The 16,465-nt window shown below is 70.2% G+C and carries 15 protein-coding genes; 8 read left to right on the top strand and 7 right to left on the bottom strand.

What is annotated here, in order from left to right; all coding sequences use genetic code 11:
• Positions 1–86: 86 nt before the first annotated feature.
• A complete protein-coding gene (locus tag ACFWW9_RS32535; protein WP_390385879.1) occupies positions 87–536 on the bottom strand; it encodes a MarR family winged helix-turn-helix transcriptional regulator in 450 nt (149 codons plus the stop codon).
• 92 nt (positions 537–628) lie between these two features.
• Here ACFWW9_RS32535 and ACFWW9_RS32540 point away from each other — a divergent pair, with 92 nt between their 5' ends.
• Positions 629–3,697 (top strand): efflux RND transporter permease subunit, encoded by a 3,069-nt coding sequence (locus ACFWW9_RS32540; RefSeq protein ID WP_390385881.1) that lies wholly within the window; start codon positions 629–631, stop codon positions 3,695–3,697.
• Between the two features lie 97 nt (positions 3,698–3,794).
• Here the strand turns inward: ACFWW9_RS32540 and ACFWW9_RS32545 are convergent, their stop codons facing one another.
• The 3 genes from ACFWW9_RS32545 to ACFWW9_RS32555 form a co-directional block, all read right to left on the bottom strand.
• Positions 3,795–4,400 carry a superoxide dismutase family protein gene (locus ACFWW9_RS32545; protein ID WP_390385883.1) on the bottom strand — a complete coding sequence of 202 codons (606 nt, stop codon included), beginning with the start codon at positions 4,398–4,400 and terminating at the stop codon, positions 3,795–3,797.
• Between the two features lie 113 nt (positions 4,401–4,513).
• Positions 4,514–5,401 carry a hypothetical protein gene (locus ACFWW9_RS32550; protein WP_390385885.1) on the bottom strand — a complete coding sequence of 296 codons (888 nt, stop codon included), beginning with the start codon at positions 5,399–5,401 and terminating at the stop codon, positions 4,514–4,516.
• Positions 5,402–5,530: 129 nt separating this feature from the next.
• Entirely contained in the window at positions 5,531–6,355 is an 825-nt protein-coding gene (locus ACFWW9_RS32555; RefSeq protein WP_390385887.1) for a lysophospholipid acyltransferase family protein, read from the bottom strand.
• A gap of 99 nt (positions 6,356–6,454) precedes the next feature.
• Here ACFWW9_RS32555 and ACFWW9_RS32560 point away from each other — a divergent pair, with 99 nt between their 5' ends.
• Entirely contained in the window at positions 6,455–8,887 is a 2,433-nt protein-coding gene (locus tag ACFWW9_RS32560) for a DNA translocase FtsK 4TM domain-containing protein (RefSeq protein ID WP_390385889.1), read from the top strand.
• A 35-nt stretch (positions 8,888–8,922) separates the two neighbouring features.
• Here the strand turns inward: ACFWW9_RS32560 and ACFWW9_RS32565 are convergent, their stop codons facing one another.
• The 3 genes from ACFWW9_RS32565 to ACFWW9_RS32575 all read right to left on the bottom strand — a co-directional run bounded on the left by ACFWW9_RS32565 (position 8,923) and on the right by ACFWW9_RS32575 (position 11,086).
• Complete coding sequence (locus ACFWW9_RS32565; RefSeq protein ID WP_390385891.1) at positions 8,923–9,432, bottom strand: phospholipase; 510 nt, start codon at positions 9,430–9,432, stop codon at positions 8,923–8,925.
• Positions 9,433–9,696: 264 nt separating this feature from the next.
• Positions 9,697–10,539, bottom strand: a complete 843-nt coding sequence (locus ACFWW9_RS32570; RefSeq protein WP_390385893.1) for a MerR family transcriptional regulator — start codon at positions 10,537–10,539, stop codon at positions 9,697–9,699.
• Between the two features lie 46 nt (positions 10,540–10,585).
• Positions 10,586–11,086, bottom strand: coding sequence for an amino-acid N-acetyltransferase (locus ACFWW9_RS32575; RefSeq protein WP_390385895.1), 501 nt, complete (start codon positions 11,084–11,086; stop codon positions 10,586–10,588).
• Positions 11,087–11,214: 128 nt separating this feature from the next.
• Here ACFWW9_RS32575 and rimO point away from each other — a divergent pair, with 128 nt between their 5' ends.
• From rimO to ACFWW9_RS32605, 6 genes are all read left to right on the top strand, one after another.
• Positions 11,215–12,630, top strand: a complete 1,416-nt coding sequence (gene rimO, locus ACFWW9_RS32580; protein WP_390385909.1) for a 30S ribosomal protein S12 methylthiotransferase RimO — start codon at positions 11,215–11,217, stop codon at positions 12,628–12,630.
• Positions 12,627–13,229: a CDP-diacylglycerol--glycerol-3-phosphate 3-phosphatidyltransferase gene (gene pgsA, locus ACFWW9_RS32585; protein ID WP_390385897.1), complete on the top strand. Its 603-nt coding sequence runs from the start codon at positions 12,627–12,629 to the stop codon at positions 13,227–13,229. Before rimO ends, pgsA begins: the two co-directional genes overlap by 4 nt.
• A complete protein-coding gene (locus tag ACFWW9_RS32590; protein WP_390385899.1) occupies positions 13,226–13,702 on the top strand; it encodes a CinA family protein in 477 nt (158 codons plus the stop codon). Before pgsA ends, ACFWW9_RS32590 begins: the two co-directional genes overlap by 4 nt.
• 155 nt (positions 13,703–13,857) lie before the next feature.
• Complete coding sequence (locus ACFWW9_RS32595; protein ID WP_390385901.1) at positions 13,858–14,289, top strand: helix-turn-helix domain-containing protein; 432 nt, start codon at positions 13,858–13,860, stop codon at positions 14,287–14,289.
• A 290-nt stretch (positions 14,290–14,579) separates the two neighbouring features.
• The gene (locus tag ACFWW9_RS32600) at positions 14,580–15,440 is read left to right on the top strand and encodes a PspA/IM30 family protein (protein ID WP_390385903.1); all 861 of its coding nucleotides are present in this window, start codon (positions 14,580–14,582) and stop codon (positions 15,438–15,440) included.
• A 13-nt stretch (positions 15,441–15,453) separates the two neighbouring features.
• A complete protein-coding gene (locus ACFWW9_RS32605; protein WP_390385905.1) occupies positions 15,454–16,254 on the top strand; it encodes a hypothetical protein in 801 nt (266 codons plus the stop codon).
• The last annotated feature ends 211 nt before the right edge of the window (positions 16,255–16,465 follow it).

The raw sequence follows: 16,465 nt of genomic DNA on the forward strand, positions 1-16,465 counted from the left end.
TGTTCACGGTCTCCCCCTCCGAGTTGAGCGATCGCTCAAACGCGAGGGTAGCCCTATTTGAGCGATCGCTCAAGAAAGGAGGGGAGCTACCCCGCGGCTTCGATCGCCGCGGCCGTCAGCCGCCCGACGATCCGCTCCAGCGCGACCAGGTCCTCGACGTCCAACGTCGTCAACAACCCGCGGAAGTGGTCCGTCCCCGCCGCTTCCAATCGCGCCACGAGGGCGCGGCCCGATTCGGTAGGCTCCACGAGTCGGACGCGGCGGTCCTGGGGGTCTTCGCGCCGTTCGACGAGTCCCTGCGCCGCGAGGCGGTCGACCAGTCCGGTGACGGTCGCGGGCCCGACGCCGAGTCCGCGGGTCAGCTCCTGGCTGGAGCGCGCTTCGCCCATCGACAGCATCAACAGCACTTTGAGCTGCTGCATCGTGAGGTTGACCTGCAACAGGGGGTTGGTGTGGGTGGACGCGACCTGTCTCTGCAACCGCTTCTGGGCTTGCACGACCCGTTCGACCAGATGTCCCTTTTCCACGTCCCGCACCGGGTGAAGGTAACAGCCTCACCCGGATGCGTTAATCTTTCGCTTCCCACGAAATGTCTGTCCCAGGCTAAACGTCTAGCTGGAGTCCCCACATGACCTCGTTGGCCAGACTGAGCCTCGCCAACCGCGCCTTGGTGGCGTTGGTGGCGATCATCGCCACCGCGTTCGGGATCTACGCGATCCCTTCCCTCAAGCAGGAACTGCTGCCCTCCCTGGAGTTCCCGGCCGCCGTGGTCGTCGCGCCGTTCCAGGGCGCCAACCCGGAGCTGGTCGAGGAGCAGGTCGCGAAGCCGATCGAGACCGCCGTCCGCGGCGTCGCGGGCGTCACGGACGTGACCTCGACGTCCCGTGACGGGGCCGCGACCGTGCAGGTGCAGTTCGACTTCGGGCTGCCCGTCGCCGACGTCGTCAACGACCTCCAGCAGGCGTTGACGCGCATCCGCACCCAGCTGCCCGAGGGCGTCGACCCGCAGGTCATCGCGGGCAGCACCGACAACCTCCCGGCCGTCGTCCTGGCGGTCAGCGCCGACACCGACCAGCGCGAGCTGGCCGACAAGGTGACGAAGAACGTCCTGCCCGAGCTCCAGGCGATGACCGGGGTCCGCGAGGCCGCCGTGACCGGCGCGCGCAAGCAGAACCTGTCGATCGTCCCGGACCCGGCGAAGATGGCGGCCGCCAAGGTCGCGCCGACGGCGATCCCGGAAGCGTTGCGCGCCAACGGGGTCTCCATCCCGGCGGGCACGCTGACCGAGGGCGACAAGAGCCTGAGCGTCCAGGTCGGCGGCAAGCTGTCCACTGTGGACGAGGTTCGTGACCTGCGGGTGTCCGGCGCGCGTCTCGGCGACGTCGCGACGATCGAGCAGGGCCCCGCGCCCGCCACGTCCATCACCCGCACCAACGGCAAGGACAGCCTCGGCATCTCGATGACGCTTGCGCCCGACGGCAACGCGGTCGCGCTGTCGCACGCGGTGCGCGACAAGCTGCCGCAGCTCGCCTCGGCGCTCGGCGGCGGCGCCGCGCTGACGATCGTGTTCGACCAGGCCCCGTTCGTGGAGAAGTCCATCGAGGGCCTCACGTCCGAGGGCGCGCTGGGCCTGCTGTTCGCCGTCCTGGTGATCCTGGTCTTCCTGTTCTCGCTGCGCTCGACGCTGGTCACGGCCGTGTCGATCCCGCTGTCGGTGCTGGTCGCGCTGATCGCGCTGTGGATCGGCGACTACTCGCTGAACGTCCTCACGCTCGGCGGCCTGACCATCGCCATCGGCCGGGTCGTGGACGACTCGATCGTGGTGCTGGAGAACATCAAGCGACATCTCTCCTACGGCGAGGACAAGCGACGGGCCGTGCTCGATGGCGTGCGCGAGGTCGCGGGCGCGGTGACCGCGTCGACGTTGACGACGGTCGCGGTGTTCCTGCCGATCGCGGTGGTCGGCGGGCTGATCGGCCAGCTGTTCTCGGCGTTCGCCATCACCGTCACGGTCGCGCTCGTCGCGTCGCTGCTGGTGTCGCTGACCGTGATCCCCGTGCTGGCGTTCTGGTTCCTCAAGCCGGGCAAGGAAGACGGCCCCGAGGCCGCCGAGCGCGAGCGCAAGAACATCCTCCAGCGGATCTACGTGCCGATCCTGCGGTTCGCCACGCGCAGGCGGCTGGTCACGGTGCTGATCGCGGTCGTCGTGTTCATCGGCACGCTCGGCCTGGTGCCGTTGCTCCAGACCAACTTCATCGACTCCTCCGGCCAGAACACCCTGAGCCTCAAGCAGGAGATGCCCGTCGGCACGAGCCTCGCGGCCACCGACGCGGCGGCCAAGAAGGTCGAGGGCCTGCTCGGCGAGATCGACGCCGTCCAGACCTACCAGGTCACCATCGGCTCGCAGCAGGGTTTCGCGGCCTTCGGCGGCGGCGGGAACTCGTCCACGGCGTCGTTCTCGGTGACGTTGAAGGAGGACAGCGACACGCCCGCCATCGAGGCGGACCTGCGCAAGCGCACCGAGGCGTTGACCGACGCCGGTGACATCACCGTCGGCGCGGGCGGCGGTGGCGGCGGCTTCAACGCCAACACCGTGGCCGTGTCCGTCACGGCGGCCGACGCGGACGTGCTGCGCACGGCGTCCGACCAGGTCCGCGACGCGGTCCAGGGCACGACCGGCCTCGCCGACGTGACCAGCGACCTCGGCGACAGCGCTCCGCGCGTCCAGATCACCCTCAACCGCGCGGCGGCGGCCCCGACCGGCCTCACCGACGCGGCCGTCGGCCAGCTCGTGGCGCAGGCGTTCCGCGGTGCCACGATCGGCCAGCTCACGCTCGACGGCGAGCAGCAGGACGTGGTGCTCCGCGGCGGCGCGGCCCCCGCGGACCTGGAGCAGGTCAAGGCGCTGCCGCTGGCCGGTGGCCTCAAGCTCGGCGACATCGCCACGGTCGCGCAGGTCGACGGCCCGGTGCAGATCAAGCGCGTCGACGGCGACCGCAGCGTCACGGTCTCGGCCACCGCGACCGACCAGAACATCGGCGCGGTCACCGCGGAGTTGCAGAAGAAGCTCGACGGGCTGACCCTGCCCGCGGGCGCGGCGTTCTCGATCGGCGGCGTCAGCGCGGACCAGCAGTCCGCGTTCGGCGACCTCGGCCTCGCGCTGCTGGTGGCCATCGCGATCGTGTTCCTGATCATGGTGGTCACGTTCCGCAGCCTCATCCAGCCCTTGATCCTGCTGGTCTCCATCCCGTTCGCGGCCACCGGCGCCATCGTGCTGCTGCTGGCCACGGACACCGCGCTGGGCGTGCCCGCGCTGATCGGCGTGCTGATGCTCGTCGGCATCGTGGTGACCAACGCGATCGTGCTGATGGACCTCATCAACCAGTACCGGGCACAGGGGATGGGCATCCAGGAAGCGGTGATCGAGGGCGGCAGGCGCAGGTTGCGCCCCATCCTCATGACCGCCGCCGCGACCATCTTCGCCTTGGCCCCCATGGCGTTGGGCATCACCGGCAGCGGCGGCTTCATCTCCCAGCCGTTGGCCGTGGTGGTCATCGGCGGCCTGATCAGCTCGACCCTGCTGACCCTCGTGCTGGTGCCGACGCTGTACACGATGGTCGAGAACACGAAGGAACGCTTCACCCGCAAGAAGCCCGCCGAGGCGGACGAGCCGGAACGCGAACTGGTGCACAGCTAGTCGTGTCGAGGCGGGGGTGGTGGAAGCCTTCCACCACCCCCACCCCGCGGAACCCCGTCGGCGCGTGGAGCCCCCGAGACTCCACGCGCCGACGTGTCTAGAAGGTTGTCGTGACGCAGGCCAGGCGGTCGCCCGCGGTGCCCGCCATGCCCGCCATCGTCATGGTGTGGGAGGCGTGCAGGACGACCGCGTTGGCCTCGCCCGGTCGGAACGTCCACTTCACCGACGCGGTCGTGGTGGCCGCGCCCTTGGCGTCGGTGGTCATGTCCAGCCAGATCTCGTTGTCCGTGTTGGCGAACGCCGGGTCGACCGACGGGGACACCGGGTCCTTCTTGTCCTGGTAGTGGGGGCCCGCGTCGGCGGGCTTCACGCCGCATGGCTTGGTGTGGACGTGCGCGCCGTACTCGTGGTTCGGCAGCAGGCCCTCGACGGCCAGGGTGATCTTCGTCCCACCGTTGTCCTTTTCGGACGAAACGGCCACCTTCGACGCCAACGGGATCAGGTCCTTGTTGTACGTGAGGCCGACCGGCTGCGTCCCGGAGTCCCTGGGAGCGGCCAACTCCAGGAACGCGGCGGGCGCCGACGACGACGCGGTGGTCGACGGCGTGCCCGCCGCCGCCGTGGGCTCGGACCCCGAGGAGCAGGCGGTCAGACCACCGGTCAACGCGAGGGCACCCAGCAGGACTCCGGCGGTGTAACGCATGTCTCTCCTCCATCGCGCCCGGCGCTCGTCTGGCCGGGAAGTCAGCCAGGACACGGGCGCCGGGCCCGAGGAGTTCAGTCGAGACGCGAACATAGGGGTCCGAAGTGGACGGATCACGCCGTGACGACGAAGGTGCCCTCCACGATCACGCCGTTCTGCCGGTCGCGCGTCCCGTCGTTGTCGGGTCGCGCCACCGACCACTGGACCCGGTAGTCGTGACCGGTGGTCACCTTGCCGAGGTCGGCCGTGTACGACAGGGAGCCGCCGACCACGACGTCGTGGACCCGCTCCACCAGCGCGGGCCCGTAGGTCGGCGTCGACGTCTCGTAGAGGCCGACGACCACGCGGCACTGGGCGCTGTCCGCGCGCCCCCACCCGCCGATGACGCTGAACCCGTTCCAGGTGAACAGGTCCGCGTTCACGGCGAGGCTCGCGGGCGCTCCACCGCCGACGGCGGGGCGGATGGTCAACTCCGCCATAGCGTTGATCTTCGCCTCACCCTTGTCGGACTTCTCCGTGCGGCACCCGTCCGCCGGGTCTCGACGTCGGTGCCCCTTTTGGGCGTGCAGGTCGTCCACGGTCGGCGCGCGGGTGGCCGCGACGAACACGTGCCGCTCACCGGGGTCGCCGTCCTCGAAGTGGAAGCCCGGCTTCCCGTCGTCCACGCACAGCAGCGGGGGCGTCCGGGGCGCGGTCCGCCACTGCTCCCCGGACAGCGCCGCGATCCGGTCGGCGGGCAGGTCGATCATGCCCGCCGTCCACGCCCGGCCCCCGCTCCCGAGTTCCTCGACGACCCGCGCGAGCGCCGGGTCGTCGTTCCCGACGAACAACCTCAGCCCGTTCGAGTACTCGTGGTCCCAGATCAGCTTGCCCTCGTACTCCACCTTGACCTTGTACTCGGCGGCCAACTCGTGGCAGCCCCTGGTCACGGCGTCGTGGTAGTTCATGACCTGTCCGACGTAACCGTCGGAGATCCTCGGCAGGCTTCCGGTGAGCAGCATGGCCAACCCTTCCGTCGCGGTGCGTCCCCCGAGTGTGCGGGTGGCGCAGGGTGACGGAGGGGTCACCATCAGGTACGAAGTCGGTTACCGACCGTCGCGACGCGGTCGTCGGTCGGGGACCGCTGCTCGCTACGGCCGCCACGGGCTGGTGCCCGTGGTCGGTCGGGTCGGGTCCTGGAACGTCGGCAGGTCCGGTTCGTCGGCTCGCAGTGGTGCCAGGCCGGTCGTGATGGCCCGCATGATCCGTTCGTGGGCGCGGCGGGCGTCGCCCGGTTTGCCGTCCGCGAGGTCCGCCAGGTCCACCGGGGACCCGAAGTGGACCCGCAGGGCGGGGCGGGTGCGGACCGCGTGCCACCACGACGTCAGGTACGGCAGGAAGTCGCGCCAGCCCGTCGGGTGCAGGTTGCCCCAGTACATGGCCTCGTGCGCGCCCCACTGGCTCACCGGGATGATCACCGCGCCGCTGGTCAGGGCGATCCGCGCCACCCCGGTCTTCCCGCGCTCGGGCCACAGGCCGGGGTCGAGGCTGATGCGGCCCTCGGGGTAGACGGCGATCGGGTCACCGCCGCGTTGCAGGGCGTCGACGCTGCGCTGCATGGCCTCGCCGACGTTCGCCGAGCGCCGGTCGACCCGCAGGTGGCCGGACGCCTTGAGCAGCGGGCCGAGCACCGGGGCGTCGAGCAGGCCCCCTGCCAGCATGAACCGCGGGGACACGTGGATTCGGCGGCAGGCCGCGACCAGGACGATCGGGTCGAGGTTGCCGATGTGGTTGGACGCGAGCAGCAGGGGACGGCCGCGCAGGGACGCCGGGATGTCGCCGGTGACCTCGAGCCTTCCGGTCACGCCGACGACGACACGGTCGACCGCGATCAGCACGCGCCACAGAAGAGGGGTGGACACGGCGGGCAGATTACGGCGTGTCGAGGGTTCGCTCGGCCTGTTCCGGGCAACCATGAGGCTGGACTCCTCTGACATCCGATCGGGTGCGGTCACCGGTGACCGGTGTGGCCGAAGTGACCAGTGTGGCGAAGAAAAGGAATACGGTAGGGCGCTATGGCGGGCCGAACGGGGACCTCTGGCAAGGGCACGACACGCGGCAAGACCGGGTCGAAGCCCCGGTCGGGCACGTCCGGGACGCGAGCCAAGGCTCCGGCGCGGAAAGCGCCTGCCCGCAAGGCGCCCGCCCGGCGGAAGTCCGGTGGCGGCGGCGCGGCCGTCGGCAAGGCCGCGGGGCTGGTCACGCGGGGTGTCGGCGGCATGGTCCGCGCGGTCGGCCGCACCAAGGAGCTGGACCCGGCGCACCGCCGCGACGGGCTGGGCGTGGTGCTCATCGCGCTGGCCGTGATCACCGCCGCGGGCGTCTGGTGGCGCGCGGGCGGCCCGGTCGGGTCGTGGGTCGACGTCGCCGTGCGCAGCTCCGTCGGCAACGCGGCCATCGTCCTGCCGCTCGTCCTGCTCGCCATCGGCGTGATCCTGATGCGCACCGAGCCGAAGCCCGAGACCCGCCCCCGGCTGGTCGTCGGCGGGCTGCTGCTCGGCGTGGCCGTGCTCGGCCTGCTGCACCTGCTGGGCGGACTGCCGGACGACCCGGTGGACCGCCGCACCGCGGGCGGCGCGCTCGGCTACCTGTCCGGCGGGTTCCTCGCGCAGGGGCTCACGGTCTGGGTCGCCGCTCCGCTGCTGATCCTGGTCGGCCTGTTCGGCGTGCTGGTGTTCACCGGCAAGTCGGTGCGCCAAGTGCTGGAGGCCGTGAAGCCCGGCGAGGTCGAGCACTTCGACGCCGACGAGGACCTCGACGACCTCCCGGAGGAGGGCAAGACGGTCAAGCTGCGCAGGCCGTCGCGCAACCGCCGCCAGGCCGTGGAGAAGACCGAGGTCCAGCCCGAACTGCCGCTGGACGACGAGGAGGTCCCCGCGCCGCCGCCGCGCCGGGCCCCGGTCAAGGAGAAGGCGCCGCCGCCGGTCGAGAAGCCCAAGGAGCCGCTGGTCTCCCGCGCGGTCGAGGGCGACTACAAGCTGCCGCCGCCGACCGTCCTCAAGGACGGCGACGCGCCGAAGACCCGCAGCAAGGCCAACGACCTGATGATCGAGGCCATCTCCGGCGTGCTGGACCAGTTCTCGATCGACGCGCAGGTCACCGGCTTCACCCGCGGCCCGACCGTGACCCGCTACGAGGTCGAGCTCGGGCCGGGCGTGAAGGTCGAGAAGATCACCGCGCTGACCAAGAACATCGCGTACGCCGTCGCCACGGACAACGTGCGGCTGCTCGCGCCGATCCCCGGCAAGTCCGCCGTCGGCATCGAGGTGCCCAACAGCGACCGCGAGATGGTGCGGCTGGGCGACGTGCTGCGCGCGCCGACCACGATCAAGGACAACCACCCGATGCTCATCGGGCTGGGCAAGGACATCGAAGGCAACTTCGTCACGGCGAACCTCACGAAGATGCCCCACCTCCTGGTGGCCGGTTCGACGGGTTCCGGTAAGTCGAGCTTCGTGAACTCGATGCTGGTGTCGCTGCTGGCGCGCGCCACGCCGGACGAGGTCCGGATGATCCTGATCGACCCGAAGATGGTCGAGCTGACGCCGTACGAGGGCATCCCGCACCTGATCACGCCCATCATCACCCAGCCGAAGAAGGCGGCCGCCGCGCTGTCGTGGCTGGTGGAGGAGATGGAGCAGCGGTACCAGGACATGCAGGTCAACCGGGTGCGGCACATCGACGACTTCAACCGGAAGGTGAAGTCCGGCGAGATCACCGCGCCGCCCGGCAGCGAGCGCGTCTACCGGCCGTACCCGTACATCATGGCGATCGTCGACGAGCTGGCCGACCTGATGATGACCGCGCCGCGCGACGTCGAGGACGCGATCGTCCGCATCACGCAGAAGGCCCGTGCCGCGGGAATCCACCTGGTGCTGGCGACGCAGCGGCCGTCGGTGGACGTCGTGACCGGTCTGATCAAGACGAACGTGCCGTCGCGGCTGGCGTTCGCCACGTCGTCGCTGACCGACTCGCGGGTCATCCTCGACCAGCCCGGCGCGGAGAAGCTGATCGGCATGGGCGACGCGCTGTACCTGCCGATGGGCGCCTCGAAGTCGGTGCGCGTGCAGGGCGCGTTCGTCGGCGACGAGGAGATCTCCGAGATCGTCGACTTCGTCAAGAACCAGGCGCAGCCGGAGTACACCGACGGCGTCACGGCCGCGAAGGCCGGGGAGAAGAAGGAGATCGACGCCGACATCGGCGACGACCTCGAGGTGCTGATCGCGGCGACCGAGCTGATCGTCACGTCCCAGTTCGGCTCGACGTCGATGCTCCAGCGCAAGCTGCGCGTCGGCTTCGCGAAGGCGGGCCGGTTGATGGACCTGCTGGAGACGCGCGGCGTGGTCGGGCCGTCCGAGGGCTCGAAGGCCCGCGAGGTGCTGATCAAGCCGGACGAGCTGGACTCCGTGCTGTACCTGATGCGCGGCGGCGGAGACCCGGAGGAATGACGGGGCGGGCCGTCGCGGCCCGCCCCCTCACCGGCCTACTTCGCGAAAGCGGCGGCCTTCGCCTGGACGTTGAACTTCGAGACCGCGTCGGCGGTGCTCACGGAACTCGCACCGAACTCGCGCACGGCCGCGTAGTACAGGTCGGCCGTGCGGTTGCACGCCCAGTTGCCCGCGCACTGGAAGTACATGTCGGCCTTGAAGTTGTTGTCGATGCGCAGCCGGTTCGCCTCGGTGAACCGGCCCTGCTTCTTGTAGTTCCGGTAACCGAAGTCGTGCCGCTGGCACGCGGGCAGGAACTTGAACCCGAACGGGTTGTCCGGCGACCAGGAACAGCCGTCGTCGGACCAGTCCAGCTGATCGGCGTTGGGCTTCTGCGCCTTGATGGCGGTGAACTGCGCCAACGTCTTGCTGAACAGGTAGTTGTCGGTCACCGCGGGCGCGTCGATGGCGGCCTGGGCGACACCGGACCCGAGGACCAGCGCGAACACGGCGATGACCGCGGCGACGGTGGTGCGGGACGTGCGGCGCAGGGAAGTCGCGAACAAAGTGGAGCCCCCTAGAGAGTAGGTGTGATGTGGTTCATACCTCTACTCCGGGCTCCTATGTCACCCCTATACGGCGTAATGCTTTATAACAATGGGTGAATCCTCTTGTTGTTTGCGCGACCGGTAAAACTCGTTGACCTGAGGGCCGATTAAGCGCCGTGCGGGAAAATGATCATCACCCGGTCCGGGGAGCCCGGCACGGGGGCGTGCGAGCCGGACCCCTCAGACCGGCTCGAACGACTCGACACCCGTGCCGGGCAGGTCTCACGCGGGGCCCTCGTCCTGGTCGCCGCGGTCGAGGAAGCGGCGGATCGCGGGGTCGTCCGGGACGTCGGTGTCGAGGGCCGGGTCGACCAGGCGTTCGGCGATCGGGACCGCCTCGTCCACCCAGGCCGGGCGGAAGTCGGCGCTGGGCAGGAGGCCGTGGCGGGCCGCGAACTCCTCGGCGGCGTCGCGGATCGATTCGCGCAGGGTGCCGATGACGACGGTCTCGGCGGTGTAGGTCAACTCCACCAAGAGTGCGCGGACGCGGTCGAGTTGGTCCTCGTCGCCGGTCAGGGTGGGCCACAGCCTGCGTTCGAAGATCTCGACGAACTCGGCCGCGACCTTGTTCGTCTCCTCGCGCAGCACGGTGAACTTGTCCAGCACGTCGTCGCTCGGCAGGCCGAGGCCGGTCAGGCGGTTGCCCGCGTCCAGCGCCCACCGGCGGCAGTGCGGCCAGCCGTGCCGCCAGCGCACCAAGCCCAACTGCATGGCCCGGCGCAGCAGGCGCGGGCGGAGGCTGCCGGTCGGCACCAGGCGGGAGATGTCTCGGACGCGGATGCGCACCCAGTCGTCCGGGCCCTCCGCGTCGCCGACGCCCAAGACGGCGGCGACGCTGGCACCCTTCTCGCGCGCCGCCACCAGTTCCGCGATGGCGGGCAGCGAGAAGCCGCGCGACTGCAACCGGGCGACGAGCGTCAGGCGTTCGAGGTGCGTGTCGTCGTAGTGGGCGACGCGGCCCTGCCTCCGCGGCGGGTGCAGGACGCCTTTCGTCTGGTACATCCGGATCGTGCTGCTGGGCAGCCCGGCGCGTGCCGCGAGTTCGTCCACGGTGAGGGAGAGCACCCGGCCACCGTAACAGCCAGGACTCTTCTAGTGTTCGTTCGAACGGTTAGAGGTGCAGGAGCATCCGGGAATTTCCCAGGGTGTTCGGCTTCACGTAGGAGAGGTCGAGGAACTCGGCGACGCCCTCGTCGACCGAGCGGCGGATCTCCTCGTACACCTCCGGCGACACGGGAGTGCCGTCGATCTCCACGAAACCGTGCCTGCCGAAGAACTCCGTCTCGAACGTCAGCACGAAGATCCGCGACAGCTCCAGCTCCCTCGCCACGGCCACGAGCTGCGCCACGATCCGGTGACCGAGGCCCCGCCCGAGCGCCAGCGGGTCGACCGCGACCGTCCTGATCTCGGCCAGGTCCTCCCACAGGACGTGCAGCGCGCCGCACCCCTGCACCACGCCGTCGACCTCGGCGACCCAGAACTCCTGCACGTTCTCGTACAGCGTGACCAGGGGTTTCGCCAACAGCACCTTCCCGACGTACTGGTCGACCAGTGCCTTCATCGCCCGCACGTCGCTGGTGCGGGCCCTTCGCACGACTACGCCACCGCTCACGATCGTGAATTTAGTGCCGTGGCGGAATTCCGCCGACGTCACGTGTCCCACAGGTGAATTCCAGTCCCGTGCCCTTCGCCGGTTACTCTGATCCGGTGTCCACTCCCACCACGTCCAAGCGCGTCGCCATGCTCACTCTCGGGTGCGCCCGCAACGAGGTCGACTCGGAAGAACTCGCCGGTCGGCTGACGAGCGGCGGGTGGGAACTGGTCGACACCGACGACGGCGGCGCGGACGTCGTGGTGGTCAACACCTGCGGTTTCGTCGAATCCGCCAAGAAGGACTCCATCGACACGCTGCTCGCGGCGTCGGACAGCGGGGCGAAGGTCGTCGCGGTCGGGTGCATGGCCGAGCGGTACGGCGCGGAGCTGGCGTCGAGCCTGCCCGAGGCCGACGCGGTGCTGGGCTTCGACCACTACGCCGACCTGGCCGCCCGCCTGGACGACGTGGCCGCCGGTCGGACGATCGAGTCGCACAAGCCGGTCGACCGCCGCACGCTGCTGCCCCTCACGCCGGTGCAGCGGCCCGCCGCGGTCGCCAAGGACGACGTGCAGGTGCCCGGCCACGGCTGGGGCCCGACGAAGGTCATGCGCAAGCGCCTGGACACCGCCCCGGTGGCGCCGCTGAAGATCGCGTCCGGCTGCGACCGCCGCTGCTCGTTCTGCGCGATCCCGTCGTTCCGCGGCTCGTTCGTGTCGCGCCACCCCGACGAGGTCGTGGCCGAGGCCCGCTGGCTGGCCGAGCAGGGCGTGCGCGAGCTGTTCCTGGTGAGCGAGAACTCCACCTCCTACGGCAAGGACCTGCCGCGCGAGCTGGGCGGTGGCAGCGCGCTGGACGTGCTCCTGCCCCGGCTCGCCGAGATCGAGGGCATCGACCGGGTCCGGGTGTCCTACCTCCAGCCCGCGGAGACGAAGCCCGGCCTGGTGAAGGCGATCGCGACCACGCCCGGCGTCGCCCAGTACTTCGACATGTCGTTCCAGCACTCCAGCGAGACCGTGCTGCGCCGCATGCGCCGCTTCGGCTCCACGGAGTCGTTCCTCGGCCTGATCGAGCAGATCCGCGAGCTGGCGCCCGAGGCGGGCATCCGCAGCAACGTGATCGTGGGCTTCCCCGGCGAGACCGAGGAGGACGTGGCCGAGCTGGAGCGCTTCCTCACCAAGGGCATGCTCGACGCGGTCGGCGTCTTCGGCTACTCCGACGAGGACGGCACCGAGGCCGAGGACCTGCCGGACAAGCTGGACGCCGACACCATCACCGCCCGTGTGACGCGTCTCACGGCGCTGGTCGAGGAGCTCACCTCCCAGCGCGCCGAGGACCGGGTCGGGCAGGAGGTGGTCGTCCTGGTCGAGCACGAGGAGGACGAGGAGTCCGACTGCGTCGGCCGCGCCGCCCACCAGGCCCCCGAGGTCGACGGCGAGTGCGTGATCGTGGACGCCGAGGGCCTCAAGGTCGGCGACCTGGTCCGCTGCCTCGTCGACTCGTCCGAGGGCGTCGACCTGGTGTGCACCCCGCTCGAGGTCCTGCCGAGGGGCGGTCCCCGATGACCGACGTCGGCGGGGAGCCCGCGGCCACACCCGTGCCCCTGCTGAACATCGCGAACATCCTCACGATGTCGCGGTTGGTGCTGGTCCCGGTGTTCCTGGCCGCCCTCTTCACGGCGGACGGCCACCAGACCGGGTGGCGGCTGGCCGCGTTCGCGGTGTTCGCGGTCGCGTCGTTCACCGACCACGTGGACGGCAACCTGGCCCGCAAGCACGGCCTGATCACCGACTTCGGCAAGATCGCCGACCCGATCGCGGACAAGGCCCTCACGGGTGCCGCGCTGGTCGGCCTGAGCCTGCTCGGCGAACTGCCGTGGTGGGTGACCGTGCTGATCGCGGTCCGCGAGATCGGCGTCACGTTGCTTCGGTTCTGGGTCATCCGGCACGGCGTCATCCCGGCCAGCCGGGGCGGCAAGGCCAAGACGCTCGTGCAGATCTTCGCCATCGGCCTCTACCTGCTGCCGCTGCCGTCGCTGCTGGTCCCGGTGTCCCAGGTCGCCATGGGCGCGGCCGTGATCCTGACCGTCGTGACGGGCGTCGACTACGTGATCCGCGCCGTGCGGCTGCGCGCCCGCGGCCGTCGGGCCGTGGCGGGCGCGTGACCGACCCGGCCGCCGTCGTCGCCCTGCTGCGGAGCCGCGGCGAGACGGTGGCCGCGGCCGAATCGTTGACCGCCGGTCTCGTGACGGCCGCGCTGACGTCCGTGCCGGGCGCCAGCGCCGTCGTGCGCGGCGGCCTCGTCGTCTACGCGACCGACCTGAAGCACGCGCTCGCGGGCGTGGACGAGGCCCTGCTGGCCGCGCACGGCGCGGTGCACCCCGAGGTGGCCCGCCAGTTGGCCGTGGGCGCGCGAACGCGGTGCGGGGCGACCTGGGGCCTGGGGCTGACCGGTGTGGCCGGCCCTGACCCGCAGGACGGCGTCGCGCCCGGCACGGTCCACGTGGCCGTCTCGAACGAGACCGGAACCGCGGTGGAGACGATGACTCTGGGTGGTGACCGTCACGCCGTGCGGTCCCAGTCGGTCGACGGCGTCCTCGCCCTGCTGGTGACCCGGCTGACCAGCACTTCCGGGTGACGTGCCCGGTGGATTCCGTGGCCGAGCGGTGAACGGGCCGGGAACTCGACGGCCCCGCCACTCGTTCGCCCTTGGCGGACGTGTCCCGAAGTAACTGCCCGTTGTCCGGGTGTATCGGTAACGTGGGGGCACGGCCGGCCGGAAGGAGGCGCGCGATGACCGTGCTGCTACGCGAGGCGATCGGTGATCGGCTCCGCCATGCCCGCACCACCCAACGCCGCACGCTGCGCGAGGTCTCCAGGACCGCCCGTGTCAGCTTGGGGTACCTGTCCGAGGTGGAGCGTGGCCGCAAAGAAGCCTCCAGCGAGTTGCTGGCGGCTATTTGCGAGGCGTTGGACCTGCCCCTGTCCGAACTACTGAACCGGGTCGCCAGTGACATGGGCGCCCTGGAGCCGGTCACCAGCCCGGCGGCGCTCACCAAGCGCCCCGAACCCGCGAAGGCGGGGCTGGAACCGAGTCTGGACGCGGGCACGCTCGTGCCCGCGGTGATCGGCAACGACCTGTCCGACCTGCGGCTGCAGCCCGTCCTCAGCCACAGGTTGTCCACCTCGATCAGTCCACCGCGCGGTGCCGTGGTGGCGGCCTGATCCACACACGCGATCACAGCGCCGAGCGGGGGACACCCCGTCTCGGCGCTGTCGCGTACAACGAGTTGGCCACGCCGAGTGGGGGTTGCCGACCATCCCCGGACGCGGCGGGGGAGGATTGACCACGCCGACGACGAAAGTCGCGGGGCGGTCTCAGGGTGATCCCGGATATCTCCCCAGGTCGGTGGAAGCAGCGCGGCACAACTGACACGATGGAACCAACACCGGCACCGGGTCGTTGCCAATCACGAGCGCGAGCCAGGAAAGTACGGAGAAGGCAGGCGTAGGAGATGGCCAACCCTTTCGTGAAGGCGTGGAAGTACTTCATGGCGTCGTTCTCGTCGAAGATCGATGAGCACGCCGACCCGAAGGTGCAGATCCAGCAGGCCATCGAGGAGGCACAGCGGCAGCACCAGGCGCTGTCCCAGCAGGCGGCCGCGGTCATCGGCAACCAGCGCCAGCTCGAAATGAAGCTCAACCGCCAGCTCGGCGAGGTCGAGAAGCTCCAGTCTTCCGCCCGCCAGGCGCTGGTGCTCGCCGACGAGGCCAGGGCCAAGGGCGACGAGAAGAAGGCCTCGGAGTTCGAGAACGCGGCGACGATGTTCGCCACGCAGCTCGTCACCGCGGAGCAGGGCATCGAGGACCTGAAGACGCTGCACGACCAGTCGCTGCAGGCGGCGGCCCAGGCGAAGCAGGCCGTCGAGCGCAACGCGATGGTCCTCCAGACCAAGCTCGCCGAGCGCACCAAGCTGCTCAGCCAGCTGGAGCAGGCGAAGATGCAGGAGCAGGTCTCCTCGTCGCTGCGCCAGATGTCCGAGCTGGCCGCGCCCGGCAACACCCCCTCGTTGGACGAGGTCCGCGACAAGATCGAGAAGCGGTACACCACCGCCCTCGGCTCCGCGGAGCTGGCGCAGAACTCCGTGCAGGGCCGCATGCTGGAAGTCCAGCAGTCGACCACGCAGATGGCGGGCTCGTCCCGCCTGGAGCAGATCCGCGCCTCCATGGGCGGCGGCAAGGTCGCGGGCGAGGTCACCAGCGGCTCGTCGAACAGCGCCGCGGCGAGCATCCAGCAGGAGATCGCCGCCCGCGTCCAGCAGTCGCAGCAGACCCAGCAGATGCCGCAGCAGAACCCGCCCGCAAGCCAGGGCTGATCCGGGGACGTCGATGAGCTACGGGATGGGGCCCCGCAAGAAGACCGCGGGAGAGATCGCGCAGATGGTCAGCGGTCAACTGCAGGGCCCCGTCGCGGACCAAGTGCGTCGGCGTCTGGACGCCTGGAACAACCCGGTCGCGAAACTCGACCGCAGACACCGCCGGGCCAGTCGGGTGATGACGGTCTGGTTCAGCGTGCTGGCGGTCCTGGCCGTGATCGGGTTGTTCACGTTCCTGGGCGTGTTCGCGGTGGGCGTCGGGGTCGGGGCGGCCGTCGGCGGCGCTGTCGTCGGGGTGCTGGCGTTCCGGACCGGGGCGAAGATGCGGGAGATCAAGGCCGCGAAGCAGCACCTGGCGTTGACCGCGCCTCCGGTGCGGGTGCCGTTGCCCGCGCACTCGTCGGCGGCTCGGCAGCCGATGCAGCGGTTGGAAGAGGCTGAGGAGACGTTGCAGGAACTGCTTCGGCAGTTGGGGTCGGCGTCGTTGACCTCGGTGCCGGACTCGTCCGTGGAGCAGGCTCGGGCTACGAGCCTGGAGGCCGCTTCGGCGATTCGGGCGGTGTCCGCGCAGTTGCAGGCCGTGGAGAGGGCTCGGGATACGGCGCCGCCGTTGGATCGGGGGCCGTTGATCGAAGGGGTTCGGCGGCTGCGGGGGCAGTTGGACGAAGGGGTGGACGGGTACTGCGTGCTGGTCGCGGCTGCTGGGAAGGCGTTGGCGGCTAGCACGGCGGTGGATCACCGGCATGCGTTGAACGACGCCACGGATCACCTGGCTGGGTTGGCTTCGGCGTTGAGGGATCTTTCGTCGCGTTGATCTTGGGTTTCGGGTTGGGCTTCGGCTCTTGGCGTGGTCGGGTGGCGGCTACGGCTTCCAGCGTGGTCGAGTGGTGGCTGCGGCTTTCGGCCTGGTCGGGTGGTGGCTGCGATTTCCGGCCTGGTCGGGTGGTGGCTGCGATTTCCGGCCTGGTCGGGTGGTGGCTGCGATTTCCGGCCTGGTCGGGTGGTGGCTGCGATTTCCGGCCTGG

It is taken from the genome of Umezawaea sp. NPDC059074 (assembly GCF_042738955.1).
Taxonomy (GTDB): domain Bacteria; phylum Actinomycetota; class Actinomycetes; order Mycobacteriales; family Pseudonocardiaceae; genus Umezawaea.

Bases quoted from the DNA above. Each gene is read 5' to 3' on its own strand.
- ACFWW9_RS32540 (WP_390385881.1), top strand. From the start codon at position 629: ATGACCTCGTTGGCCAGACTGAGCCTCGCCAACCGCGCCTTGGTGGCG.
- ACFWW9_RS32545 (WP_390385883.1), bottom strand. From the start codon at position 4,400: ATGCGTTACACCGCCGGAGTCCTGCTGGGTGCCCTCGCGTTGACCGGT.
- ACFWW9_RS32550 (WP_390385885.1), bottom strand. From the start codon at position 5,401: ATGCTGCTCACCGGAAGCCTGCCGAGGATCTCCGACGGTTACGTCGGA.
- ACFWW9_RS32555 (WP_390385887.1), bottom strand. From the start codon at position 6,355: ATGGTTGCCCGGAACAGGCCGAGCGAACCCTCGACACGCCGTAATCTG.
- ACFWW9_RS32560 (WP_390385889.1), top strand. From the start codon at position 6,455: ATGGCGGGCCGAACGGGGACCTCTGGCAAGGGCACGACACGCGGCAAG.
- rimO (WP_390385909.1), top strand. From the start codon at position 11,215: ATGCTCACTCTCGGGTGCGCCCGCAACGAGGTCGACTCGGAAGAACTC.
- pgsA (WP_390385897.1), top strand. From the start codon at position 12,627: ATGACCGACGTCGGCGGGGAGCCCGCGGCCACACCCGTGCCCCTGCTG.
- ACFWW9_RS32595 (WP_390385901.1), top strand. From the start codon at position 13,858: ATGACCGTGCTGCTACGCGAGGCGATCGGTGATCGGCTCCGCCATGCC.
- ACFWW9_RS32600 (WP_390385903.1), top strand. From the start codon at position 14,580: ATGGCCAACCCTTTCGTGAAGGCGTGGAAGTACTTCATGGCGTCGTTC.
- ACFWW9_RS32605 (WP_390385905.1), top strand. From the start codon at position 15,454: ATGAGCTACGGGATGGGGCCCCGCAAGAAGACCGCGGGAGAGATCGCG.